Source organism: Spirosoma aerophilum (assembly GCF_054782495.1).
Map to the genome: position 1 here is coordinate 619272 of NZ_BAAGSJ010000009.1, position 24891 is coordinate 644162.

Annotated in this window: 21 protein-coding genes; 9 read left to right on the top strand and 12 right to left on the bottom strand. The window is 48.0% G+C overall.

The window, feature by feature from the left end; translation table 11 throughout:
• The first annotated feature begins 63 nt into the window (after positions 1-63).
• The gene (locus tag ACYVK4_RS10265) at positions 64-2826 is read left to right on the top strand and encodes a S8 family serine peptidase (protein ID WP_461127406.1); all 2763 of its coding nucleotides are present in this window, start codon (positions 64-66) and stop codon (positions 2824-2826) included.
• Positions 2827-2901: 75 nt separating this feature from the next.
• Here the strand turns inward: ACYVK4_RS10265 and ACYVK4_RS10270 are convergent, their stop codons facing one another.
• Positions 2902-4506, bottom strand: coding sequence for a S8 family peptidase (locus ACYVK4_RS10270; protein WP_461127407.1), 1605 nt, complete (start codon positions 4504-4506; stop codon positions 2902-2904).
• An 87-nt stretch (positions 4507-4593) separates the two neighbouring features.
• On the bottom strand, positions 4594-5709 hold the full coding sequence (locus ACYVK4_RS10275) for a DUF3500 domain-containing protein (protein ID WP_461127408.1): 1116 nt from the start codon (positions 5707-5709) through the stop codon (positions 4594-4596).
• 164 nt (positions 5710-5873) lie between these two features.
• On the opposite strand from ACYVK4_RS10275, the gene ACYVK4_RS10280 reads away from it, so the two are divergent.
• The gene (locus tag ACYVK4_RS10280) at positions 5874-6983 is read left to right on the top strand and encodes an LBF_2804 family protein (protein WP_461127409.1); all 1110 of its coding nucleotides are present in this window, start codon (positions 5874-5876) and stop codon (positions 6981-6983) included.
• A 92-nt stretch (positions 6984-7075) separates the two neighbouring features.
• Here the strand turns inward: ACYVK4_RS10280 and gldE are convergent, their stop codons facing one another.
• The 3 genes from gldE to mutY form a co-directional block, all read right to left on the bottom strand.
• Positions 7076-8419 (bottom strand): gliding motility-associated protein GldE, encoded by a 1344-nt coding sequence (gene gldE, locus ACYVK4_RS10285; protein WP_461127410.1) that lies wholly within the window; start codon positions 8417-8419, stop codon positions 7076-7078.
• A 40-nt stretch (positions 8420-8459) separates the two neighbouring features.
• A complete protein-coding gene (locus ACYVK4_RS10290; RefSeq protein ID WP_461127411.1) occupies positions 8460-8981 on the bottom strand; it encodes a single-stranded DNA-binding protein in 522 nt (173 codons plus the stop codon).
• A 73-nt stretch (positions 8982-9054) separates the two neighbouring features.
• Entirely contained in the window at positions 9055-10146 is a 1092-nt protein-coding gene (gene mutY / locus ACYVK4_RS10295; RefSeq protein WP_461127412.1) for an A/G-specific adenine glycosylase, read from the bottom strand.
• A 140-nt stretch (positions 10147-10286) separates the two neighbouring features.
• On the opposite strand from mutY, the gene ACYVK4_RS10300 reads away from it, so the two are divergent.
• From ACYVK4_RS10300 to ACYVK4_RS10310, 3 genes are all read left to right on the top strand, one after another.
• A complete protein-coding gene (locus ACYVK4_RS10300) occupies positions 10287-10589 on the top strand; it encodes an HU family DNA-binding protein (RefSeq protein WP_046577075.1) in 303 nt (100 codons plus the stop codon).
• Positions 10590-10644: 55 nt separating this feature from the next.
• Complete coding sequence (locus ACYVK4_RS10305; RefSeq protein ID WP_461127413.1) at positions 10645-11529, top strand: tetratricopeptide repeat protein; 885 nt, start codon at positions 10645-10647, stop codon at positions 11527-11529.
• 374 nt (positions 11530-11903) lie between these two features.
• Positions 11904-13466, top strand: a complete 1563-nt coding sequence (locus ACYVK4_RS10310; RefSeq protein ID WP_461127414.1) for an Rne/Rng family ribonuclease — start codon at positions 11904-11906, stop codon at positions 13464-13466.
• 92 nt (positions 13467-13558) lie between these two features.
• Here ACYVK4_RS10310 and ACYVK4_RS10315 read toward each other — a convergent pair whose 3' ends face one another.
• Entirely contained in the window at positions 13559-14680 is a 1122-nt protein-coding gene (locus ACYVK4_RS10315) for a lysophospholipid acyltransferase family protein (RefSeq protein WP_461127415.1), read from the bottom strand.
• 13 nt (positions 14681-14693) lie between these two features.
• Complete coding sequence (locus tag ACYVK4_RS10320) at positions 14694-14861, bottom strand: hypothetical protein (RefSeq protein ID WP_461127416.1); 168 nt, start codon at positions 14859-14861, stop codon at positions 14694-14696.
• Between the two features lie 186 nt (positions 14862-15047).
• On the opposite strand from ACYVK4_RS10320, the gene ACYVK4_RS10325 reads away from it, so the two are divergent.
• A complete protein-coding gene (locus ACYVK4_RS10325; protein ID WP_461127417.1) occupies positions 15048-16058 on the top strand; it encodes a LytTR family DNA-binding domain-containing protein in 1011 nt (336 codons plus the stop codon).
• A gap of 9 nt (positions 16059-16067) precedes the next feature.
• Here the strand turns inward: ACYVK4_RS10325 and ACYVK4_RS10330 are convergent, their stop codons facing one another.
• Positions 16068-16763, bottom strand: a complete 696-nt coding sequence (locus ACYVK4_RS10330; RefSeq protein WP_461127418.1) for a LuxR C-terminal-related transcriptional regulator — start codon at positions 16761-16763, stop codon at positions 16068-16070.
• A gap of 226 nt (positions 16764-16989) precedes the next feature.
• Between ACYVK4_RS10330 and ACYVK4_RS10335 the strand changes: the two genes are divergently transcribed.
• Positions 16990-17376 (top strand): hypothetical protein, encoded by a 387-nt coding sequence (locus tag ACYVK4_RS10335; protein ID WP_461127419.1) that lies wholly within the window; start codon positions 16990-16992, stop codon positions 17374-17376.
• Between the two features lie 78 nt (positions 17377-17454).
• Here ACYVK4_RS10335 and dnaG read toward each other — a convergent pair whose 3' ends face one another.
• Entirely contained in the window at positions 17455-19548 is a 2094-nt protein-coding gene (gene dnaG, locus ACYVK4_RS10340) for a DNA primase (RefSeq protein WP_461127420.1), read from the bottom strand.
• Between the two features lie 285 nt (positions 19549-19833).
• On the opposite strand from dnaG, the gene ACYVK4_RS10345 reads away from it, so the two are divergent.
• Positions 19834-21147 (top strand): vanadium-dependent haloperoxidase, encoded by a 1314-nt coding sequence (locus ACYVK4_RS10345; RefSeq protein ID WP_461127421.1) that lies wholly within the window; start codon positions 19834-19836, stop codon positions 21145-21147.
• 98 nt (positions 21148-21245) lie between these two features.
• Here ACYVK4_RS10345 and ACYVK4_RS10350 read toward each other — a convergent pair whose 3' ends face one another.
• From ACYVK4_RS10350 to ACYVK4_RS10360, 3 genes are all read right to left on the bottom strand, one after another.
• A complete protein-coding gene (locus ACYVK4_RS10350; protein ID WP_461127422.1) occupies positions 21246-23138 on the bottom strand; it encodes an amidophosphoribosyltransferase in 1893 nt (630 codons plus the stop codon).
• 102 nt (positions 23139-23240) lie between these two features.
• Complete coding sequence (locus ACYVK4_RS10355) at positions 23241-23879, bottom strand: phosphatase PAP2 family protein (RefSeq protein WP_461127423.1); 639 nt, start codon at positions 23877-23879, stop codon at positions 23241-23243.
• Positions 23880-23896: 17 nt separating this feature from the next.
• A complete protein-coding gene (locus tag ACYVK4_RS10360; RefSeq protein WP_461127424.1) occupies positions 23897-24373 on the bottom strand; it encodes a gliding motility lipoprotein GldH in 477 nt (158 codons plus the stop codon).
• A 111-nt stretch (positions 24374-24484) separates the two neighbouring features.
• Here ACYVK4_RS10360 and ACYVK4_RS10365 point away from each other — a divergent pair, with 111 nt between their 5' ends.
• The gene (locus tag ACYVK4_RS10365) at positions 24485-24844 is read left to right on the top strand and encodes a BlaI/MecI/CopY family transcriptional regulator (protein ID WP_461127425.1); all 360 of its coding nucleotides are present in this window, start codon (positions 24485-24487) and stop codon (positions 24842-24844) included.
• The last annotated feature ends 47 nt before the right edge of the window (positions 24845-24891 follow it).

Genomic DNA, 24891 nt, shown 5'->3' on the forward strand with positions numbered 1-24891 from the left:
CGTAAGAAAAATGGGGTACAATGCATACCAGGAGGCTTTCTTCCGGATGTAGGGTACCTCCTTTTGTCATTGCTGATAGGTCTGACAACCCCGCTTTACGCTCAATCCGTTGCCAATTCATCCCCTTTACCCTGGCAGACAGAGCTTACTGAAAGTCACTCCAAGATCAGAGACCGTACACTCCGGTTAGCTCGTCAGAATGGCTGGCCACTTAGCAAAAATTATTCCAATCAGCGAGTTCTGCAACTGCAGGAGGTTGATGCTCTGGGCGAGCCGGTTTATTACACACTGCATAATGTCGAAGCGGCCAGGGGTACACAAACTCAGGCGCTTTATGGTACAGGCACCTTACCCGTTTCTCTCTCCGGAAATTCGGCCCAGATAAACGGGCGATTGGGTTTGTGGGATGGCGGCCGGGTCCTGTCGACGCATCAGGAATTTGCCGGCACAACAACCGGCACAAGCCGCATTCAGCAAAAAGACAATGGCACAACGATCAACGATCACACCACTCACCTTGCAGGTACGCTTATTGGCAAAGGAGTCAATACACTGGCAAAAGGCATGTCGTTTGGGGCGCAGCTTTCGGTTTGGGATTACACGAATGATATTACCGAACTGACCACGGCAGCGACCAGCCTGCTTGTTTCCAACCACTCATACGGTCCCGTGGCAGGTTGGGTCTACAACGACTACCGTCCTGGTTCCAACCCTGACTTAAAATGGGAATGGTGGGGCAATACCGCTATTAGTGAAACGGAGGATTATTTGTTCGGATTTTATACGGCCAACGCCCGCGACCTAGACCGGATAGCCTACAACAACCCGTTTTTTCTCATGGTGCGTTCGGCAGATAACAAACGGGCAGAAACCGGCCCCCCAACGGGGAAACCTTACTTTCTGAAAAGTACATCCATTCAGAGCACCCTACCCCGGAGCCGTAATGATACCTATGATGTTATTCCGGCTGAGGCAACGGCAAAAAATGTATTGACAGTAGGAGCCGCCACCGTGTCGTTTACAAGTGCGAACAAAGTCGTTTTGCAGGGAACTACATCCTTTAGTGGCTGGGGCCCTACCGATGACGGGCGAATTAAGCCGGATTTGCTTGGCGTAGGCACCGATATTTTTTCGTCTCTATCGGCCACCGATACTACCTATGGCACGTATACCGGTACATCGATGGCCTCGGCAAACGTAGCGGGTTCGTTGTTCTTACTACAGGAATTATACGCCAGACAACGAGCCCCCGGCTTACCCACCAGCGGTCAGTTCATGCGGGCGGCCACGCTCAAAGGGCTGGCCATTCATACCGCCAGTCGGCCTGCTCCGGCAGCCGGTCCCGATTATCGGCAGGGCTGGGGGCTTCTGAATACTGAAGCTGCCGCCCGTTTATTACTGAATGAAGACCAGGCCAGCTTGGTTCTGGAGAAAAACCTCATCGCAGGCGGCTCCTACACGCAATCCATTACCGCCCAGGGTAGTGAGCCTTTGCTTATTACCCTGAGCTGGACAGATCCCGAAGGCGCGGCAACTACCGTTGCGGCCAGTTCGCTCAACAGCCGAACGCCGAAACTCGTTAACGACCTTGACATACGATTAGTAAGCGGACAGAAAACAGAATTCCCGTTCGTACTAAACCCCGACAAACCCGCTGAAGCAGCCACAAAAGGGGATAACGTCCGAGATAATGTTGAACAGATTTACATTGCCAATCCCATAGCGGGCCAAACATATACTCTTACAGTTTCGCACAAAGGGAAGCTCACGTATTCCAGTCAGCCTTTCTCCGTTATCATCAGTGGGTTGAAACACACGGCTTGTCAGTTAACCACATCCATTCAGCCTGCCCGCGATACGACCATTTGCAACGGTACGCCATTCATCCTCCAATCATCAAACAAGTCTACCAGTCTGCGGTATCAATGGCTGCGGGATGGCGTTACGATCGCCAATGCATCGACAAGTGCCCATAGCATCACAAACACAGGCTCTTACCTGGTCCAGATTACCGATAGCAACGGCTGTGTCTCGACTTCCCAGCCGGTTTATGTAACGGTGAAAACGTCTGCAGCCCCCCTAACGCCCAGCAGCGATCAATGGCTTTGTAGTACTCAGTCGACGGTCGCTTTACAAACAGCAACGAATTCGGTCGATGCCACGATCGCCTGGCTGCGCGATGGAGAGATCCTGAGTCAGGAGCAGTCTGCAACGCTGCAGGTCAACCAGCCGGGGCACTATCAGGTCCGTATCACGCAAAACGGATGTGAGGCCTTGTCCACTGAAATCAACGTACGGTCTTCCTCCGTCAACAATCTTGATATAGCTCCCAAAGAAACAGAACTGTTTTTACCACAGGGTGCTACGGTAACGCTGAAAGCCCCTGTCGACACGTCTTATCGCTACCAATGGTATCGAAACGAACAGGCATTGCCCAATGCCCGAGATTATCGTTTCGTCGTGACCCAGGCCGGGTCTTACAAAGTACAGGTAAAGCAGCAGACGTGCGCAGCCTGGTCGACTGAGCGGGTTATTCTAACAACCATTTTAACAGCCACCAACACCGATCCGGCGGCCCAGTTCATTCTGTTCCCTAACCCATCGGAACATATGCTTTCTGTTCGCTATACCAATCTATTGGCCAGGCAGGCTACCCTAAGCCTGTATGATAGCCGGGGTGTTTTACAGCAGATGCCTATTCTACTAAAAGCGCAGAACGGTCTGTTCGAAGCGGATATTTCCGTTCAACATTTACCTTCCGGCTCCTATATTCTTAACCTGAGGGATGGTTTTACAACGCAGGTGAAGCGATTTTTAAAAAAATAAACCGGTTTACTCCTGCTTTCGGCAATGAGCAAACCGGTTTTTAATGCTGTTTCAGTACCTGAAACCCGCTAACGCTTATTTTCCTTTTCCCGAACCAGCCTCCTGAGCGATAGCCATTTTCACAGCTTCGTACAGATTGACAATCCCGCCCGTTTTCGATAAAGAAGCAAAAGCAACTGAATCGGTCGATTCGGGTTTGGTAACCTTGGTCGTATAGGGTGTAGCCGACTGCATAATGATCCGCTTAATATCAGCGTATGTCAGCTTGGGGAAGTATGATTTCAGGACGGCAGCAACCCCGGCTACCACCGGCGAGGCCATGCTGGTTCCACTATTGTTTTCATACTTACTGCCGGGAACGGTCGAAAATATATCCTTACCCGGAGCAAATACGTCCACATTCTGTTTGCCATAGTTTGAGAAGCTGGCCACCAGATCAGCGGTATTCGGTTCGGCACTGGCTCCTACCGTAATGACGTTTGGAATGGCCGAGCCGTCGATAAAGCGGGGAGACGGGTAATTGGCGGCCGTATCAATGTCTTTTCCATCGTTGCCAGCCGCGTGAACCATCAAAACACCTTTTGATAACGCATAACGTTCGGCGTCTTCAACCGTTTTTCGCTGGGGCGAATAGTCTTTCCCGAAACTCATGTTTATAATCTGGGCGCCATTATCCACCGCATAACGGATAGCATTCGCCACATCTTTATCACGCTCATCGCCATCCGGAACGGCGCGAACGCCCATGATCTGCACGGCGTCGGCAATGCCCATTATGCCGAGGTTATTGGTCCGATCGGCCCCGATAATACCGGCTACGTGCGTTCCGTGATCCGGCCGGGGGCCAGCAATATCAGGGTTGCCATAATCGCGCTGATTGACATCATTGGGGTTATCCCCAACAATGGCCCGGCTATTGAATTCAGGATTATAGTTGTATTCGGCCCGGGATTTGAGTTGCTCATTCGCCTTTTCCAGTTCACTCATCACCACATCCGTATCGGCAGCACCCTGCTGGCGCAACAAATTCAGAATTCCCGCTACAGGCCGTTTCAAGGCAGCATCTTTAAGGGTATCAGCGGCATTTTTAAGGGCTATTGTATCCAGTTTCGATACATTCAGGGCTTTTTTCAGCGTAGTCACAGCTGTTGAATACTGCTGATAGAACTGACTGATCCCCTGGTACTGCGCCTTATACTGGGCCTGGTTCTTCTCGACCTCAGCTTTCGTCTTTACATACAGATCGTACTCCTTCTGCTGCTCAGGTTTGAGCGCTTTCCGGTCTTTTCCCTCATACGTAGGTTTTAGCTGAGCATACAACCGGGTTACTTCGGCGGTTTCGTAATCGACATTACGGCCATCTTTACCACCAATGAAGTTCCAGCCGTGAATATCATCGACATAGCCGTTTTTGTCATCGTCTTTGCCATTTCCCGCAATTTCTTTCGGGTTGACCCACAGCACCCGACGCAGATCTTCGTGGGTGGTGTCGATGCCTCCGTCAATAACGGCCACTACCACAGGTGTTGGTTTACGACCTTTCAGTAATTCGTTATATGTACGCTCAACGCTGATGCCAGCGGTTTTATCGGTTTTATCACGCAGGTACCACTGCGTTTCCTGCGCCGATGCTGCTAATGAAACCAGCCATACAGATGCGCTAAAAAGGAGTTTCTTCATGAATTAAGAACAAAAAATCCCCACAAATTACGAAGGAACTACCTTAAGTTTAGCTTAAAAATTGTTAAACGGCCTCCAATTTCTCTTCTACGGCTTGGCCTGGTGGCTATTTTTATAATGTTCTTTCAATAAATCGTCGCCCCAGTCATTCGTCAAATCCCGAACAACGGTGTGTATGTGGTTCGCGTTGGTTTGTGTATTGTCATATTCGATAAGTATGGTTGGCCCATGAATGCGGTAATACCATCCTTTTCCTTCGCCTAACTCGGGGGTTAAATCGCCCGCCCAGGCAAATCGGAGGTTATCGAGGTTTGCCTTTTCCAACTTCGCCATCTGCTGTTTGGCCAGCGTGATCCGGTAATTGGCCATGTACGTCTGCAGCAGTTCCAGAAATAATTTGCGCTGGTCAGCATTCATTTCAGACAGCATCAACCCATCCATTTTTTCGAGAGACGCCGTCCGCTTGTTGGTCGTAATGATCTCCGGATACGCAACAGCATCTATTATGGCCTTCTTACGCTGGTCGGCGTTCAGCGACTTCAGTAAAGCAAAGGCCCGCTCTGTTTCCAGCTTCAGAATTTCCCGTCCTTTCTGAGGCAAATCCTTTACCCGGGGGTCCGACATCCGCTTATCGGCCATGTGCGTGTCGTAAGTCAATAACCCGGGGTTACTGCCAAAAAAGGTTGGGGTTTGTGCCAGCACCTGCCCCGTTAGCGACAAAAACTGCAGCGACAAGTGGTGCCCTTCAATGCGCCAACTCCAGGGACTTTTAGCGGCTGGTTCACCAAAAACCGTAAACGAATAGTTTTCGGGATCACGATAGGTATCATTGGGCGGGCGATTATCGATGACGCGCAACACATTTTCCATATCTATGATCGACGTTGCTTTCTCATAACCCTGATTGCTGAGTCCCGTTTTAAGCATAGCCATAGCCGCCTGCTTCTGGTCGGGGGTCATTTGCTTCAGCGGTAATCCTTTGCGTTCGCGGGGTACATAATGCCAGTTGAATCGTTCTACATCATCCAGCGGATACATGGCCTGCTTCCGCTGCTCCGGTGTCAGTAAGTTCAGGAATGTGGTAGCAGCATCCAGCATATCGTCTTTAACGCGCTGTTGCGCAGCGGCTGATTTCGTAGCGGGCGCTGTGTGCTGGGCCAATGCCGACACAGACATCAAACAGCACAAAAGGAAGGGCTTCATAGATGAAAAGTTGTTAGGTAAATTATAAAGCTGCTACCCCTTAACATTTACCTGTTTATCTATAATTGCCGTTCAATCAAATGATCTATGGGATATACCTTGATTTTGGTAACAACCGCCTTAGTTTATCAGTTTACTGACTAACCACTGTCAACGTTAAGAATATGTCCACTCGCCCCCCCAACGATAGCACAGGCCCATTTGACCACCTGGCGCTGCGGTACTTACGTCAATCCCTCGACACATCCCATCCAGTCGATGAACCGTACGTAATGAACCCTATCGAAAGTCGGGTGATCCGTCGGACTAAATTTGCTACGTTTACCATTGCGGCCTTATTGGGCATTGTTGGTATACTGCTGTTGTATGGCCCTCAGTATCTGTGGCCGGACTTGTTCAGCCATACGACCATCGTTTTTTTAGGAAGTCCATATAACCTTCCGCTTATCACTGTTTTGTATGGTATACTGCTCGTATACATAGAGGTAAATCTGCTGGTTGCCTTGAATCTTCAGGGCGCCAAGATGATTATGCGCATTTGCCAGTTTCCCAGTGCCCATGATCCGCAATATGACAAGCACTTGCAGGCACTGGCAAATGCGGCACTGGATAAAACGAACCGGGGTTTTCTACGCTTTAGTGTAGACCCTTATTTAACCATGCCGCGCTGGGGCCTTACCATCTTTTTCCTGATAAACATGGTAAAGGCGGCTTTCAGTAACCTGGCCGTCTGGTTCCTGCTGAAACCATTTATAGGTCGGTTGGCTATCCGCCAGGTGGCGGATCTTGCGGGTATGCCTATTTGTGCTTTCTGGAATGTCTGGGCCTCCTGGCAAGTGCTCCACGAAGCTCAGGTCCGTGTAATGGCGCCAGCAACGATTCGGGAGTTTGTGCAGGAACTTCACGAAGAGTGGGGAAAAAATGATCAGCTTCGCCCTTTACTGATCGGTGCCTTGCAGTATGTCGCTATCCTGAAGCGGCAATATAATTATGCCCATTTTCTGCTGACTGAAACACTGATCGATCGCTTCGATCTAAAGGCGGATATATCCATGACCGGCGACTTCCTGGAACAGGCTACCCAAGCCCCTGTTGCTGTGCAACGTAGTCTGGAACGGCTGATCGTTTTTGGCGCCCTTGTCGATGGAAAACTGTCTCTTTTCGAACGGCGCCGGTTGCGCGAACTGCGCAAAAAAGGATTCCTTACCTATTCAAGTAAGGAAATACAGCAAATGAGCAACGATTACAATCAGGGTCGTGGCCTTTGGGTGTAGTTGAAGGAAGGCATGAGCGAAAGGGCACAGAGCCTGCTACACTAAACGAGTCTATCTTCAGTCCAATTAGAAATACCTGCGAAAAGAAGGCTTTACTCCTGCTTAATTTTGCTGTCATTCTGTTTGACCCGAACTTCATTAATCCGTTTATCGTCGGCAGACAACACCTGAAATAAAAAGCCTTCGTAAACGGTTTCTTCACCATCCTTGGGAAGTCGGTTAAACAGTTCAAGCAGTAATCCCCCCAGCGATTCACTATCTCCCTGTACAGCTTCGAAGGTTGTGGCATCGATACCAAGAATCCGGCATACATCGGTAATTGGCATTTTTCCCTCGAACACAACGGTCTGTTCATCTTCGCGCCGGTAGCCAATGGGCGTTTCATCGTCAAACTCGTCGTTGATCTCGCCGAATATTTCTTCGATAATATCTTCCAGGGTAACCAACCCCCGTGTGCCGCCATATTCATCGACAACAATAGCCATGTGAACACGTCGTTTCTGGAAGTCCTGTAACAGGTCGTCTACTTTTTTGTTTTCCGGAATAAAGAAAGCGGGTCTCAGCAGGGCTTGCCAGTTAAAGGAATCACTTTCGTGAATGTGTGTCAGCAGATCTTTAATGTATAAAATACCCTCAATCTGATCGAGCGACTCATGAAAAACGGGCACTCTCGAATAACCCGATGCATTGATCTGATCCATTAATTCGCTAAAGGTCAGATCGTCCTCAACCGCCGAGATGTCCAGCCGTGCCCGCATCACCTGACGAGCCGTCAGATTGCTGAAGTTAACGATTCCTTTCAGAATTTCTTTTTCTTCGACTGTAGCATTGGTGCCGGTCAGTTCAACGGCCTGACTAAGTTCTTCGACGGATAATTTATAGCCCTTGCGCTGGATACGTCGATCGACCTGATTGCTCAAATTCACCAGGATCATGGCCAGGGGACGAAAAACAGCCAGACCAATCTGGGCCAGTGATGCCGTCTTACGGGCTACCGTCAGGTTATTTTGGCTGGCGTACACTTTGGGGACTATTTCGCCAAAAAGCACAATGGCTACCGTTGTTAACAGCGTTACAAGAGGCAGTACCCACCCGGCTCCCTGGTCTCGCTGCGAAAACTCCCAGGTCAGGTAGGTAACAATAACAACGATGGCAATATTTAACAGGTTATTAAAAATAACCAGAGAAGCCAAAAGGCGCTTGGGACGCTCCAGCAGCGTAGCGATTCGCTTGTCATCGGCGAGTGCGCTTTCCCGACAGCTGGCCCGGTCGTCGGGAGACAAGGAGAAAAATGCCGCTTCGGACGCTGACACCAGACCAGCTAATGTGAGCAGCAAAAGGATGAGCGCCGTGTAAGGGCCGTATAAATCAAAATAGGTGCCCCAGCCGTCTGTGGCCAGGAGCACCTGTCGAGGAAGAGGATCACTAAGGTCCATGTATATCAAATCTCGTTCAACAAAAGAGCGCTAAGCAAGGTTAGAACGGTAAATCGTCATCACCACTATTGCTCTCAAAAGGTACGGGCTCCGGCTCCCGACGGGGTGCAGGGGCTGCCGCCTGACGAGCTGGCTGAGGGGCCGACTGCTGGCGAGGGGCCGGGGCTGCTTGTGCCGGTGCAGCCTGCTGGCGGGGAGCCTCGTAGGAAGGCTCCTCCTGGCGGTTATCGTTCGGACTGCCCAGCAACTGCATGGTGGTTGCCCGCACGCGTAATGAGGTCCGCTCTTTGCCTTCTTTATCCGTCCATAACTCCGTCCGTAGCCGACCTTCGACGTAAACGGAATTACCTTTCTTCAAATACTTTTCGGCCACTTTAGCCTGTTCATTCCACAATTCGACCCGAAACCACTCGGTTTGCTCTACTTTTTCGCCATTTCGGTTCGTATATTTTTCGGTAGTTGCCACGTTAAAGGTTGCGACAACAGCACCGCCATCTAAGTAGCGCACCTCAGGATCAGCTCCCAGGTTACCGATAATCGTCATCTTATTCAGACTTGCCATGCTCTTTATTTTATTGGATACTTATGTTAATAAGCCGTGTTTAAGAAGATTAAAGATACTGAAATATACCGACTTATCCAAACTGCTGCGCCAAATAATTTGTAATCAAAACAGGCTTAGGCAGTTTACTTATTTCCTCCGGTGAATACCATTGTAAGTCAATCGGCAAGCTCTCAATTGGCCCTTCCGGCAAGTCGATCAGGTAAAAACAGGCCCGTAACCGCTGGTGCGACAACAGCTGCATCGACTCCACTGGCCGGCCAGCCAGCACCCCTTGTTGCAGAAGCTGACTAACGGTGTTTTCAGGCAGGGTTATGTCACGCAACGCTTTTTTGGGCTCGTCGGTTTCCACCAAATAAAAATCATATAAACTCTGCCATATATCACGACCTGTCCTTTCGCGGAGGGCGAGCCGGCCTTCATGCCGAAAAACCAGGTAATTGAAGAACCGCTCCCGAACGGGTGCTTTTTTTGATTTAACGGGCAACCGTTGCTGACGACCTGTGAGATAGGCCACACATTGCTGCTGAACAGGGCACAAAAGGCAATCGGGTGCAACGGGTGTGCAATGAATGGCCCCAAACTCCATGATTGCCTGATTATAAGTGGCCGGGTCACTGGCCCCTTGAATAAGCCGCATAGCCAGGGCAGCAAATGTCTTTTTCGCTGTTGAGGTGGTAATATCCTCTTCAATACCGAAAACCCGGGCCAGGACACGATACACGTTTCCATCCACCACCGGAACACGTTCGCCGTAAGCAAAAGATGCAATAGCAGCTGCCGTATAACTACCTATCCCCTTCATTTTCAACAAGTCATGGTACGTATTCGGAAACTTACCGGCCAGAATATCCGTTACATAGCGAGCTGTCTGATGCAGGTTTCGGGCCCGGGAGTAATAACCCAGACCCTGCCAGAGACGAAGCAACTCCCGTTCATCAGCGCGGGCCATATCAGACACCGTCGGGTAGGCAGCCACGAAGCGTTCGTAATAGGGTTTTCCCTGCGCAACACGGGTTTGCTGAAGAATTATTTCAGACAGCCAAATATGATACGGGTTGATGGTATGACGCCAGGGGAGATCCCTTTTGTTCAGCTCATACCACTGTTCGAGCGTAGGGGCAAACGTAGTTTCGATGCCGTTAGAGTCTGATTGCCAATTCAAAATAAAATAAAAAAATAAGACGTTACCTTATAAAAACGGGATTACAGGTTTTATAATTTATGGGAAACCCCTACCTTTGTGCTCCCATTTTTGAGACCCCAATTTTCAACAATACAGTAAACGTTAAAGTTTAAGAAGTCGTGACGAAAGCAGATGTAATTGCCGAGATCTCCGATAAGACCGGAATTGACAAGGCAGAAGTGACAAACACACTGGAAACTTTCTTTTCAGTAGTTAAGGACTCGCTGGCCGAGGGAGAGAACATTTATGTGAGAGGGTTCGGCAGCTTCATCAATAAGAAAAGAGCCAAGAAAGTAGCCCGGAATATCTCGAAAAACACCGCTATGGTAATTGATGAGCATTTTATTCCAAGCTTTAAACCCGCCAAAGTATTTGTTGAGCAGGTGAAAACCAGCGACAAAGCCAAAGTAACGGCGGAGTAAGACAAGTCATTTGAACAGCTGGTCCAGGCGTTTGCGTCGTAATTAAGTATCTCCTATGAATAAGTCGGTATTGTTTGTTGTTCTGTTAGCAGCTGCCTTAACGGTTGGGTTGTATACCCGCCCGAAAGTAGTTGTGCGCAATGAAAACAAGCAGCTTGGGGCGGCTAATTCAGAGGGGCATGCGACGCAGATGCCTGCATCAGCTCGGTCAGGTACAGATTCACTCAACGTAGCATCAACTGAAAATGGCACCGATCCGTCGGCCGTCCATGAGAAGCCCATATCGCTGGCGCAACAGAAGCGTATCACAACGCTGGAAACTGAGTTCGCTTCAGCAACCCCTACTCAGAAAGAAGCCGTCGGCGAAAAACTGATTGCTATCTTCCGCGAAGCCACGCGCTACGACAGTGCTGCTCATTATGCAGAACTGATTGCGCTGGCTCAGCCCAACGAACGTAATCTGCTGCGGGCCGGAGACGAGTACTTTGAAGCGTACACCTTTGCTGTGGACGAAAAGAAAACAGCCATGCTTGGTCAGAAGACCCGTCAGGTTTATCAGCAGGCGCTGGATAAAAATCCAAACCTGCTGTCGGCCAAAGCAAACATGGCAATGACCTATGTTAATACCGACACGCCCATGCAGGGAATCATGCTGCTGCGAGAGGTATTGAAACAGGAACCAACCAACGAACTGGCACTGTTCAATCTGGGTCTGCTTTCTATGCGGTCTAACCAGTACGAACGAGCTATTGAGCGGTTTCGGCAGATACTGGTGAATAACCCTACCAGCCGTAAGGCGCGGTTTTACCTGGGCGTTAGTCTAGCTGAAGCGGGTCAGAAAGCAGAAGCTAGACAAGTACTGGCTGAGGTTAAAAAGCAGGAGAAAGACCCGCAAATTTTAGCTGCCGTACGTGAGTACGAAGAGCGGCTTTCAAAATGAATACTGTAGCATGAATAATGGGTGTCAATACAGCATTATTCATGCTACAGTATTCATTGGTTTTAAGGGCTTGATCGAGTGGTCCGGCCGACACATATTTTCAACTATTTAACACTGTTTAACTATGCCTTGCGGTAAGAAACGGAAACGACACAAGATTGCCACTCACAAGCGGAAGAAACGGCTAAGAAAAAATCGGCACAAGAAAAAATAGTTTGTAGTTCGTCATTCGTAGGTCAGGAATTCGTTTGTTCGATACTCCTCCCCTACGAACAACGAACTACAAACTTATTTATAGAAGCCTCGGCCGGTCTGCAAAGTCCGAACGTGGCTTCTTTCTTTTTATATTGCCATTCTAACCGTACATTCATCTTGTGAGTAATGAATTAGTTATCAGTTCGACTCAGAAAGGTGATCGGATTGCGCTCTTGCAAAACAAGAGATTGCTGGAGTATCACGAAGAAGAGTTAGACAGCAGCTTCACCGTTGGCGATCTATACTTAGGAACAGTAAAAAAACTATCGTCGGGTCTAAACGCTGCTTTTGTAGATGTTGGCCACGAAAAAGATGGTTTCTTACACTATCAGGACTTGGGACCGAATATCAATTCGCTCAACAAGCTTGTTAAAGATGTAATCGCCAAGCGCGTCACAACCGGACGGCTCAGCCCTAACCAGCTGGAGCCAGTCATCGATAAGATTGGGAAAATCGATAAGGTGCTGACGAAAAACGCTCCCATTCTGGTTCAGGTAGTTAAAGAACCTATCTCAACCAAAGGTCCACGCCTTTCCTGCGATATATCCATTGCGGGACGCTATTTAGTCCTCGTACCCTTTTCAGATGGCGTAAACCTTTCCAAAAAAATCACTGACCGGGGCGAACGGTCGCGGTTGATGCGGCTTATGTCGTCGCTGAAACCCAAGAACTTTGGGGTCATTGTTCGAACCGTTGCCCAGGACAAGGATGTAGAAGAACTTGACCGAGACCTGCAAAACTCACTTGCCAAGTGGGACCAGGCCATAAAATCCCTTGCCGACGCCAAGCCACGTGACAGAATACTGGGCGAAATGAATCGGGCTTCGTCTATTCTGCGGGATATGCTCAATGAATCTTTCGAGAGCATTACTGTCGATACGCGTGAGTCTTTTGACGAAATCAGGGATTACATCCATACCATTGCCCCCGACAAGGAGAAGATCGTTAAGCTTCACACGGGTAAAACAAAGGTTTTTGAAGCGTTAGGGCTCGAAAAACAGTTGAAATCGCTGTTTGGCCGATCGGTTAGTTTGCCGGGTGGCGGTTATTTGATCATCGAACATACTGAAGCGCTTCACGTTATCGACGTAAACAGCGGTAATAAATCGAATTCAGAGGAAGATCAGGAAGCCACTGCCATTAGTGTCAACCGGGAGGCCGCTAAAGAAATTGCCCGACAGCTTCGGCTGCGCGATATGGGTGGTATCATTGTCATTGATTTCATTGACATGAAGAAAGCAGAAAATAAAAAGCTTCTGCAAGACATCATGCGCGATGAAATGAAGCCCGAACGCTCTAAGTTTACGATTCTTCCGCTGACGAAATTTGGCCTTATGCAAATTACCCGGCAGCGGGTAAGGCCTGAGATGAATATTGTTACCCGCGAAGTATGTCCTACTTGTGGCGGTACGGGTACCATTCAGGCCAGCGTTCTGGTAACGGATGTTATTGAAAATAACCTGGATTATATTTTAACGAAGCAGAATGAGCGCGGGATTTCTATTTCGATGAACCCCTTTCTCTATGCTTACTATACAAAAGGAATCTACTCAAAACAGGTTCAATGGTATATGAAATATAAAGTTTGGGTTAAACTGGTCAAGGACACGTCATTGGGTATCGTTAACTTCAAATTTTTCAACAAGTCTGGCGAAGAAATCGAAGTGAGTAATAACGTGTAAGTGTGTAGTAAAAAATTACTACATCACTAGTAAACAAATGGGGATAATCAAAAACTTGATTATCCCCATTTTCTTTATCAATAAATTCGTTGTTAATGAATTACTCCCAAATCGACGAGTTCGTCAAAGATTTCCTCGCCAACAATTTCTTCGACTGAGTCAACTTTGCTTATGTTAAGCAGCAGATCACGCAAGTCCTCCGTTATTTCATAGGTCTGGTATAGCTGCCTGTCGAAAAGGATAGGGGCCTGTTGAAGATCACACAGGGAATACCTATCCTGGTTAAAGACTGGTCGGGCTACGGCCTCCGACTTTCGCAGTCTATTCGCCTTGAACCGTTCGGGCTCAAGAAATAAATGTATGTAATTCCACCCCTCCCATTGATCAGGATATTGGTTCAGGAATGGCCAGAAGGCATCGTAAAGTTGCTGCATAGCCTCCTGGCAGTATATCTCCCGATCACTTTGGCTAATGGGTCGAATTGGTTTTAGACAATGTAAAACATTTGTCATGTCTGGCTGGCGGTAACTCACAACCGGAACGATAGGTATGCCGGTTGCATGCGATAAATACCCCACGCCTTTGCGTGTTTTAACACGCCGATTGCCAAAGCGTACCGACAAAAACTGGTTTTCTTCACCAACCTCCGGTGCCGTTTCAGGGCTACCGTCCACATAAACGATCAGCGATCGGCCAGCTTTCAATTCGCGCAATACGGTAAGGCCTGCCGAAGGGCTACCGGCTTCAACAATGCGAAAAACGTTTGTTAAGCCATGCTGTTGCCGCAAGCCCTCAATATGTTCTGCCATGCCATCGCCCTGCGTTCGATTCATATTGCTGCCAACGAGCAGTACACAATCGACTCCCTGCCTGAAAAGTACACTCGTTAACAGACGGTACGATCCTAAGTGAAAGGTGCAATAAATCTGTGGTCCAGCTGCTTTTTTCAAGACTTTATGCGATCCGCGCAATTTCACCAAATCGCCGGCCGCCAAACATTTTTGATCGAAGGAGGTGAAAATTTGCTGTAACAAAAGCTCCCGGAACATGGTTGCATGTCTTTGACGCGGTATGGCGGGCAGGAGGTTTTCGACAGTTGCCGAGAACGTGGTAAATTTCATAAGGTATCCCTGTTCTCTTATGAGATCTACCCGTTCAAAGTGCTTGCGGCAGTCTTCTAACTCCTGTCGATATAATTGCTTGGCAGTTAGCATGGCACGAGTTGGGTTAGCGGGTAGCTACTACTATATTCTTAACAGGCGAGAGGTCTATGGTGCTGCAGCAGGCCCCTGTGTCGACCACAAATTTTAATATGTTCGTTGATTCAGACTTAGCAATTGATTTGGTGATTGCTTTTACAACTTGAGCTGGTTTGATAGCGAATTGATTTTTCATGATGACTTATTTGATTAAAAGATTGATAGTAGTTGCTTGTTTTAAGAGCGCCTTAACAGCGCCTTTTTGTTGATACAAAGCTACCAGCTCAAGCAAGGGTCATCAATCGTCAAAAAGTCATCTTACGCGCTTGGATTTAGTTAATTATTACTACTATATTAGTACGAGTTTTGAATAAGAAGGCCAATGAAGGAGATTCGACTTACCCGGAGCTTCCTGAGCAAACCGATCAACAGTGTTATCATACTGTTCAGCATCATCGTGCTGATTGAGGCTATCTCGTGGTCCATCGGTTATGATATAAAAGCAAAAAAAGTAGAGCAAGCCGGCGGTTTTTTTCATTATGTGGGCTTATTCTTGCGGGTGTTTATTATTCCTGAGTTATTCACGCTGTTCATCACCATATCGCTGGTTAATCGTTTCCATCAGTGGTTCAATACGCTGAGTGTTCAGAATACCTGGCGAGAGATAGGACGGTATGAGCTGCTTTTTCTTCCGGTACTGGCTTTTTCCTTCTGGCTGTTTGATCCTGTTACTCAAACTATCCGTTATTTACTGGAACGGTACCCCGACTATTCCTTCAGCAACTACTGGAAAGTATATATAGTCGACACGTACACCTGGTCAGTGTATTTTGTGTACCTTTTTCCGGTATTGATGATCGGTTATATCTCCATTAATATCTCATTACTTTCAGATTATTTAAAACAGCGTCGGGAAGCGCAGGAGGCTGCCGAAGCAGAGGCTGCCAAGGTAGCCCAGGAAGCTTTGGCTTTATCGGCCACCTTTTCACCAAAGCCTATTGTCCCTTCTCCATTTTTAACTTATTTAAAAGGTAAGAACGCGTACGGCGAACTTGATTTTCCCGTGAATGATGTGTATTACTTCACCATCGAAGAGCGCTATTACTACGCTGAGCTGGCGAAAGGTCGGTACATGATCACTAAAACGTTAAATGACCTTGAAGCGGAGCTGGACCCTTCCCAGTTCTTCCGCATCAAGCGTGATTATATTGTTAACCGACAGGCAGTGTTGAATTATGCCTATTGGGAAAATGGTAAATACATCGTTCGGGTAAACACACCCGAAGGGCACGACATTATTGTTCCCCGTGCCCGAATGCAGGAATTCAGGGAATGGCTACAAAGTGGCCAGGGACCAACGGTCCCCAATGACTCGTTTATGGTTGCTTTATAAAACCATCCCTTACAAATAGTTTTTGACAGAAATCCCGAACTTAGGTAACTGGCGGCAACTATTCAGTTGTAGCTTTTTAGCAATATGCGCTTTATGGTTCACCGCCGTTCGGTAACTGATGTTAAGTTGCTCAGCAATATCTGTGGCCGTATGTCCATGGGCAATCATTCGTAAAACCTCCCGCTCACGCTGCGTTAACCGGCTGAGCTGATCGCGCGTTGTATCTGATATAATATCCACGCCAAAGTCTTTCAACAAATTCATAAAACCATTACTATAGTAACAGCCCCCATTGCTAACGGTCTGAAAACAGCGGTATAATTCATCAAGACCATCCGTTGCATACAAAAAACCGAAGAAACCCGTTTGCATGGCTGTTGCCACCATACGCATATCCGGGTTTCGGGTATATAGGATGAATTTTGTCTGCTGATTTGATCGTTGCATCTCCTCAACTATATCGAAGGTGCGCTGTCCGGAAATCTCTGATTCCAGAATAACACACTGGGGCCGTTTCACTCTTATTTGTTGCAGCGTGTCTTCCATTTCAACGGCACGTCCGACAACATTATAGCCTTGCTCCTTTAACAATTGGCTTAATACCTCACAGTTGAATAGCTCTGACTGCGCAACTAGAATTGAAAAATCTCGACGGCGAATTGCGAATTTTTTAGTGAGATCCTCACCACTCGCTGATTGATTCATGATAGTATTCACGTATAGGTGGTTGAATGTAACACGGATAACTAGCATTCGATAAACACACACGGATGAAATCAACCATTTTCCGGACGAAATCACCCATTTCATCTAAACTTTTTGGGTGATTTCGTCCGGAAAAATGGTGATTTCACGCATAACGGTTTGCTTTCAGCCTAAATAGAGGTCTATTTTTGATCATCCAATTGCAAAACACATATTTGACTGTCGGATGATGAATCAGGAAGAATCAGCAATAACGTACGGCTACGAAGCCTCGGAAGAGGAGATCCAAAAAGTCATTTTAGCATGGGCGCAGGCAACGGAAGCATTCCACTATCGCTTCGCTAAATTGGATCGAATCATAAATACGTTACAGAAAGCGACCCGCCGACAACCGAAGGCAAACCGGGATCGCCTGAACAAGCTCATTGAACTTCGCCAACATATGGGTGATGTTCTGATGACTTTATTAATTGATATGTCAGGTCAGAAGGCTGGTCTATCGAACCAACTTTCCAAGCCCGGCCAACTCCATTCGCATGCTAGTTTGCTGGATGAGTTAAACCGACAGATCGATGCCGAACTGATTAGCGTCACGACGGTAGCCCAAGCGTAGTGTTCACCCTCCCCTGTAAATAAAGGTAAGCCTCGGCTGTATAGTCGGGGCTTTTTTTTGTCTCGCTACAGGGGCAGTTTACCCGGAGATAACTGTTCCCAACAGACTGGAGATTTCAATATCGATCCGCTTGAAATGCATAAACTCCGTCAGTAACTGATCGGCCTCTTCGGGCGATTTACTCCCCGATTCCCGCAGCAATTGTTGTAAGGTAGCCATCCGTTGTTCGGCCAGCATCTTTTTTATCCGCAGGATATTCCGGTAGGCAGAATCGGCCAGAATGCCAACTTCCTCTTCCGAGGGCACAAAGATCTCATGCTTCAACCAGCCACCACTTATTTCGTAGCGGGGGGTGGTCATATGGATAGCCTCGCTCTGGATTTCCGTATCATTGAGGCCTTCCGTTTTGCTGGTGTGGCGATTTAAAAAATCGCCGGCAGTCAGAATATCACCACGGCTATAGGCCTCTCGGAACAAGGTTAGAATTAGATCATAGGGTGACGTTTGAAAGTCTATTTCGTGCAACTCACTCAACACATACTGACACAGCGTTATACCGGGCTCCAGTTCGCGCGCACCGTAGTTTATCAGCAATCGTATACATTCCTCCTCCTGATAAGACAAAGGCGCTCTAACGGGCTTTATTCGCTCTTCAGTATAGAATTTGCCGGGAGCTGGGGCATCAACCACAGCCTCCTGAGGAAAGGGCTCGTCACCGAACCCGGCAAATAAGGAATTTATATCGTCGGCTGATGGCTCCGGCAAGGCCGATGAAGAACCTGAAGGCTGTTTTCGGACCGTGTCACCAGTTCGTTGCTGCCGTTCGGAATCCTTCTTGTTCTGGTCCTGCTGTTTCCGAAGCAGTCGATTGATCTCCGAAATAACAGACTGTTCACTTACGTGAAATACCTGAGCCACCCGCTGAGAAAGCGTCTGCCTCTTGAGGGGGTCCGGAATCTTCGTGATACTGACGCAGACATCCGATATACCTTCAGCCCGTTTTAGTGGATTATCGCCCGCTTCACTCAGCCATCGACTAGCTTTAAAATCAATAAAGTCCTGAGAATGTTCCTGTATGTATGTTTTGAACGCGTCGGCACCAATTTTATGGACATAGCTGTCGGGGTCCTCACCATCTGGCAACAGGAGCAACTTTAAGTTCAATCCCTCCTCCAACACCATATCCAGCCCACGCAAAGCGGCTTTGACTCCCGCAGCATCGCCATCGTACAGAATGGTCACGTTGGGCGTAAATCGGGAAATCAGACGAATTTGCTCTGTTGTGAGCGAGGTGCCCGACGAAGCCACCACGTTTTTAATACCCGCCTGGTGTAAAGAAATAACGTCGGTATAACCTTCCGTCAGATAACAGACATCTTCCTGCCGGATGGTCTGTTTGGCCTGGAATATACCATACAGTACCTGACTCTTGTGATAAACGGCCGTTTCGGGAGAGTTTAGGTATTTCGGCTGGTTTTTGTCCGTTTTTAAAATCCGTGCGCCAAACGCAATGACCCGGCCCGAGACGTTGTGAATGGGAAACATAACACGGCCCCGAAACCGATCAAAAACCTTTTTATCTCCCCCGGCAGTACCGTCTTTTATCAGAATAAGCCCGGCTTTTTCGAGCATATCGCGATTATAGCCTCTGCGCAGGCCCTCTTTTAAGAGCGCATCCCACTGGTCGAGGGTGTAGCCCAGTTCAAAGGCATCGATGGTTGGGTTGGTGAAGCCGCGCTCCCGAAAATAACTCAGGCCAATGCTCTTTCCCTCGTCGGTTGTGAGCATGGTTTCCTGAAAAAAGGTCTTGGCAAAGTTCAGCGCAATGAGCAGGCTTTCCCGTTCATTCTGCCGCAGCAGATCTTCCGGCGTTTGTTCCTGTTCTTCAATTTCGACGCCGTATTTCTTTGCCAGGTAGCGAAGGGCTTCACCATAGCCGATATTTTCAATGTCCATGACAAATCGAACGGCATCTCCGGCTTTCCCACACCCAAAGCATTTATAAATTTGCCGGACAGGATTCACGTTGAACGACGGCGTCTTTTCATTATGAAACGGGCAGCAGGCAATGTAGTTGCTACCTCGCTTTTTGAGTGACACAAAATCGTTGATTACTTCCAGAATGTCGGTTGATTGGCGGATACGGTCAACAGTTTCTTCAGGAATACGCATTGGGCAAATACAGGTTAATTTGAATAATCAAAGGTACGTCTAAAGTCGACTGATTGATTGCTTAAAACGACTTGATAGGAAGTACTTTAATAGGCTTCTCATTTGGCAACATTTTTGCTAATTCCATTCCTGATACTCAAACGAATGTAATTTGCAAGGAATTTTATGCCGTAACTAACTATGAATTTACGTTTACCTCTTATACCATACAAAAAGACAACACCACAAACCCGCATTACACGATATCGTCAGGGTTTGGTTGTTTGTATGCTTTTACTGGTTTTGTTGCAATCATGCCGTGTAGAGCCAACAGATCCTGACGCTGCGCCGGTTACGAATGGCAAAGCAGCAGATCAATATACGGGTGATGTGGCAACCCAGTGGGCAGCTCTTCAATTGAAAATCACCAAGTCGACACCGGGCTTTACACCACCCGTAGCATCGCGTGCGTATGGCTACGCGGGTATTACCATGTACGAAGCTGTGGTTCCCGGCATATCGAATCGAAAGTCGCTTGTAGGCCAATTACAGGGCCTAACCGCTTTACCAAAAGTAGAGACGGGTGAAACGTACAACTGGGCGCTCAGCGCGAATGCAGCCGAAGCAACCATGCTGAGAAATCTGTATCCAACAACCAGCGCTGCCAACAAAACTTCGATTGATTCGCTCGAAACAGCTTTGCTAACAGCGTTTAAAGAAGCTGACACGACAGTAAATAGACGATCAACAGAATTTGGCAAAAAAATTGCTGCCGCGCTTTTCGAGTGGTCGAAAACCGATGGGGGCGATGCCGGTTATAGCCGCAATTTTCCTGCCAGCTATACCGTTCCAACAGGAGCAGGTTTGTGGCAGCCGACCGAAAATGGTCAAAAGATTCCGATGCAGCCCTATTGGGGCCAAAATCGAACATTTGTTAAAGCCAATAACGATCTGCCCATGCCCAAACCGCTGCCCTACTCGACCGATACCAAATCGGCCACCTTTGGGCAGTATTTTGATGTGTATACCAAATCGAAAAATCTGACCCAGACCGAGAAAGAAATTGCTGTTTGGTGGGCTGATAACCCGGCCGAAACCTTTACACCCCCGGGTCACTCGTATTATATTGCCCGAATTGCGGCCCTGAAAACGAAGGCAGATCTGGCCAAAGCGGCCGAGACCTTTGCCCGTACCGGTATTTCTATAGCTGATGCGTTTACATTATGCTGGCGGTGCAAGTATGCTTACAACAACCTTCGGCCATATACCTATGTCCGGCTGGCTATTGATCCAAACTGGGTTCCTTTTTGGCCCGCACCACCATTTCCGGGTTTCCCATCAGGTCATGCTACCCAATCGTCATCGGCGGCAACGGTACTAACCGCCTTATACGGCGATAACTTTGCCTTCACCGATGATTCACACATTGGCCGGATAAAAGACGTGGCCCGAAATGTGGAGTTTAAAGCACGGTCGTTTACCTCATTTGCACAAGCCGCTCAGGAGTCGGCCGATTCCCGTTTCTTTGGCAATATTCATACCCGTCAGGACAATGAGACAGGCTTGACCGAAGGCAAAAAGATTGGTGCGAATGTGAACGCGCTGGCCTGGCAGAAGTAAAAAAAGGAGAAAAGGGAAGAGTGGAATGAAAGAGAGAAAGGGTACTTTATTCGTAAACCTTTCTCCCTTTCATTCCACTACTTCCCTTTTCTCCCTTATTAGTAAGCTCTGACCAACTTGCCTTCCATAAAATTGACAAAGGCTTTGTTAACGACGTTGTTACCGCCCGGCGTTGGATAATTACCGGTAAAGTACCAGTCGCCGGTATGATTAGGACAGGCCTTATGCAGATTTTCGACCGTTTGATAAACGACAGCCACTTCTGCGTTCAGATCGGGCGGGGTCACGATCTGAGCCACCTTTTTGGATAACTCTTCATGTGTGAAGGGCTCAAAAAGGGCTTTTACATAGTTCTGGGTCGATGCATTACCGGTTTCGATAGCCGCTACACACTGGCCATATACTTCGTCCAGTAACTCCTCCTGCCCCCGCTCCCGAAGGAGTTCGAGCGCTGCCCGGAAGCCAATGAATTCCTTAAACTTCGACATGTCGATGCCGTAACAGTCAGGAAAACGAATCTGGGGCGCCGACGAGACAATGATAATCTTTTTTGGGCCCAGGCGGTCCAGCATGCGAAGAATACTCTTCTCCAGCGTTGTGCCCCGAACAATTGAGTCATCAACAACGACAACGTTATCCTTTCCTTTTTTGATGACCTCAAAAGTGGTATCGTATACATGCGACACCATGTCGTCGCGCTGCGAGTCGTCGGCAATGAACGTCCGTAATTTTACGTCTTTGGCAACCAGTTTCTCGATACGTGGCCGGAATGAAAGCACCCGATCCAGTTCCTCCTCAAAGAGGATACCATCCATGATAGCTTTCTTACGCTGTTTGGCCAGATGATCTTCCAGCCCCTCTACCATGCCAAAGAAAGCCGTTTCGGCCGTGTTCGGGATGTATGAGAAGACCGTATTTTCGAGATCGTAGTCGATTTCTTTAAGAATCTGGGGAATCAGTAATTTACCCAGCGTTTTGCGTTCGTTGTAAATATCGGGATCAGTGGCCCTTGAGAAGTAAATCCGCTCGAAACTGCAGGATTTCTTTTCGATTGGCTTCACAAACTCCTGCTCCATGTATTCACCGTACTTGTCGATGATGAGCGCATGGCCTGGTTTTACTTCCTGAATGGCACTGTAGTCGACATTGAACGCGGTTTTTATCGCCGGTTTCTCCGACGCTACCACCACTACTTCATCGTCAGCGTAATAATAGGCTGGCCGAATACCGGCCGGGTCGCGGGCAACGAATGAAGCGCCGTAGCCCGTCATACCTACCATAGCATAGCCACCATCGAAATCACGGCAGGAGCGGTGCAGCACCCGCTGCATATCGAGGTTATCTTCAATAATATCCGATAGATCAGGATTTTCGTAAATACCCTTGAACCGTTCAAATACGCGTTGGTTTTCCTCGTCGAGGAAGTGACCAATTTTTTCCATCACCGTTACGGTGTCAACCTTATCCTTCGGATGCTGACCCAGCGAAACGAGCTTGTCGAATAGTTCATCAACATTGGTCATGTTGAAGTTACCCGCTACGACCAGGTTCCGGCTACGCCAGTTGCTTTGACGGAGCATGGGATGGCAGTTTTCGATTTCGTTGGCCCCGTGGGTACCATAGCGAAGGTGTCCCATCCATACTTCGCCGGTGAAGGCGATGTTTTCCTGGAGCCATTTCGCGTCTTTGGCTTTGTCTTTGTTGCCTTTGAGCGCTTTCCGAAATTTCTTATTGACCTTCTCGAAGATGTCCGTTACAGGGCGCTGATCGACGGAGCGGTAGCGGCTGATGTAACGATGCCCGGCGGGCACATCGAGCTTAATGTTGGCGATCCCGGCGCCGTCCTGGCCGCGATTGACCTGCTTTTCCATAAGCAGGTAGAGCTTGTTGGCTGCGTATAACGCGGTTCCGTACTTATCAATGTAATACTGGTACGGTTTGCGTAGCCTGATTAGGGCAATACCGCACTCATGTTTGATGGCGTCGCTCATGAGGGAGTTTGTCGAAGCACTTGATTTAGTAGTAACGAAGTAACGGCACTGCCTGGGCAATGGTTCGGCAGGGCCCTAAACAAATGTAGGCAAAATCAACGTTTAATGCTTTTCTAATTCACTCGTTTGTGTAGCCCAACGGCTCATTAGCCAGTAAATAATAACCGACGAAACAGCCCCAACCAGCGAACCGACAAACACATCTTCGACGAAATGCTGGAACAGATACACGCGGGAATAGCCCGCCAAACAGCCTAATAACAGCCAAAGCCAGCCCCTTTTCTTATTTTCATCCAGAAACGCCAGCAACCCGAACAACGCAAACGCCGAAATGGTATGGCCTGATGGAAAGCTATTGTAGCTGAAAATATCCAGACCTTCTATAATGTGATACTGAAAGGTCGAATGCTCAAAATACTTTAACGGACGGGGTGAACCTTTAAAAACAACTTTCTTCAGGAGTTCAGAAACCAGGGACGACAACGCAAAACTCGCAAAGGCCATTAACCCAATCCGCCGGTTGATAAATAGCAGCAGCAGACAAACGGCGGCAAAGAATATTCCGTCACCCAGGTAGGTAATGTAGGGGAAAAGCAGATCGGCCAAAGGACTATTCCGCGTATTGACCCATTGCATCAATTGCTCCTGGGTGTATAAAAGTTGCAGTATGCCGAACACGACCAGCAGGCAGGCATAAAGCAGAAAGAAGAGCCGGTTTTTACGAAAAAAATCAAGTACCATGAACAACACAAGTCAATTTAATGGGCAGGAGCGGCTTTCTCGACCGTAATGCCAACACTCATGATGTTGAGCAGCGGGTCCTGACGCATGTATTGCTTTAGCTGCATGGTGTATTTGCCCGGCTTGGGGAAACGGTAGTTCCGCTTCATCAGAAACTTATGATCGAAGAGGTCGCCCAGGCCGTCGCCATTGGGCTTACCGGTTTTAGGGTCCATCAGGATCAGTTCATCCAGCCGGGATTCGATTTCTTTACCGTTAGCATCGCGCAGATAACGTGTCAGGTAAAGATTGTAGTAGCCATAGGACAGGCTGTTGCGAAGGTTATAATAGATATTGTAAGGCTGCGACGCGTCGGTAATCTCGAACGTGAACGAGGGCGCATTTTTTATGTACCACTTTCCGTCCTCAATATCAGTATATTCTTTATAGACTGCGTTGGTATCGCAGCCGCCAAGCAGCATGGTAACCAACAACAGTATGCCAAATCCTTTCATACGAATCCCTCCAAATAATCTGCAAAGCTACAACGGTACAACTGGCTTTTCAAACGACAAAAAACTACTAAGCTAGTTTGCAAACGATAGAAATAGTTCTAGCTTTGCTTTATGGAAAAGTTAACCGCCAAAGAAGAAGAAGTAATGCAGGTGCTCTGGAAGATGGAGCAGGGTTATGTAAAAGATATGGTTCCTCAATTTACAAATCCACCCCTGCATTACAATACCGTGTCGACCATTGTCCGTAACCTCGAAGAGAAGGGCTATGTAGGCCACAAAGCCTATGGCAACACCCACGAGTACTACCCGATTATCACGAAAGAAGCCTACCAGAATCGGTTCGTACTGACTAAAGTAGTGGACGAATACTTCGACAACTCCTACAAGAATCTGGTTAGCTATTTTGCAAAGAACGAGAAGATCTCGGCCGATGAGCTGCGGGAAATTCTGGCGATGATCGAGAAAAAATAGGGGTACTCTTCCGGATTAACGTCCGGTTTCTACAAAAAAATTAGCCG

What these genes read in the sequence shown, in the direction of transcription:
- ACYVK4_RS10320 (WP_461127416.1), bottom strand. Translation starts at nt 14,861, where the DNA reads ATGAAAAATCAATTCGCTATCAAACCAGCTCAAGTTGTAAAAGCAATC.
- ACYVK4_RS10325 (WP_461127417.1), top strand. Translation starts at nt 15,048, where the DNA reads ATGAAGGAGATTCGACTTACCCGGAGCTTCCTGAGCAAACCGATCAAC.
- ACYVK4_RS10290 (WP_461127411.1), bottom strand. Translation starts at nt 8,981, where the DNA reads ATGGCAAGTCTGAATAAGATGACGATTATCGGTAACCTGGGAGCTGAT.
- ACYVK4_RS10330 (WP_461127418.1), bottom strand. Translation starts at nt 16,763, where the DNA reads ATGAATCAATCAGCGAGTGGTGAGGATCTCACTAAAAAATTCGCAATT.
- ACYVK4_RS10335 (WP_461127419.1), top strand. Translation starts at nt 16,990, where the DNA reads ATGATGAATCAGGAAGAATCAGCAATAACGTACGGCTACGAAGCCTCG.
- ACYVK4_RS10360 (WP_461127424.1), bottom strand. Translation starts at nt 24,373, where the DNA reads ATGAAAGGATTTGGCATACTGTTGTTGGTTACCATGCTGCTTGGCGGC.
- dnaG (WP_461127420.1), bottom strand. Translation starts at nt 19,548, where the DNA reads ATGCGTATTCCTGAAGAAACTGTTGACCGTATCCGCCAATCAACCGAC.
- ACYVK4_RS10315 (WP_461127415.1), bottom strand. Translation starts at nt 14,680, where the DNA reads ATGCTAACTGCCAAGCAATTATATCGACAGGAGTTAGAAGACTGCCGC.
- ACYVK4_RS10275 (WP_461127408.1), bottom strand. Translation starts at nt 5,709, where the DNA reads ATGAAGCCCTTCCTTTTGTGCTGTTTGATGTCTGTGTCGGCATTGGCC.
- ACYVK4_RS10355 (WP_461127423.1), bottom strand. Translation starts at nt 23,879, where the DNA reads ATGGTACTTGATTTTTTTCGTAAAAACCGGCTCTTCTTTCTGCTTTAT.
- ACYVK4_RS10305 (WP_461127413.1), top strand. Translation starts at nt 10,645, where the DNA reads ATGAATAAGTCGGTATTGTTTGTTGTTCTGTTAGCAGCTGCCTTAACG.
- gldE (WP_461127410.1), bottom strand. Translation starts at nt 8,419, where the DNA reads ATGGACCTTAGTGATCCTCTTCCTCGACAGGTGCTCCTGGCCACAGAC.
- ACYVK4_RS10280 (WP_461127409.1), top strand. Translation starts at nt 5,874, where the DNA reads ATGTCCACTCGCCCCCCCAACGATAGCACAGGCCCATTTGACCACCTG.
- ACYVK4_RS10365 (WP_461127425.1), top strand. Translation starts at nt 24,485, where the DNA reads ATGGAAAAGTTAACCGCCAAAGAAGAAGAAGTAATGCAGGTGCTCTGG.
- ACYVK4_RS10270 (WP_461127407.1), bottom strand. Translation starts at nt 4,506, where the DNA reads ATGAAGAAACTCCTTTTTAGCGCATCTGTATGGCTGGTTTCATTAGCA.
- ACYVK4_RS10350 (WP_461127422.1), bottom strand. Translation starts at nt 23,138, where the DNA reads ATGAGCGACGCCATCAAACATGAGTGCGGTATTGCCCTAATCAGGCTA.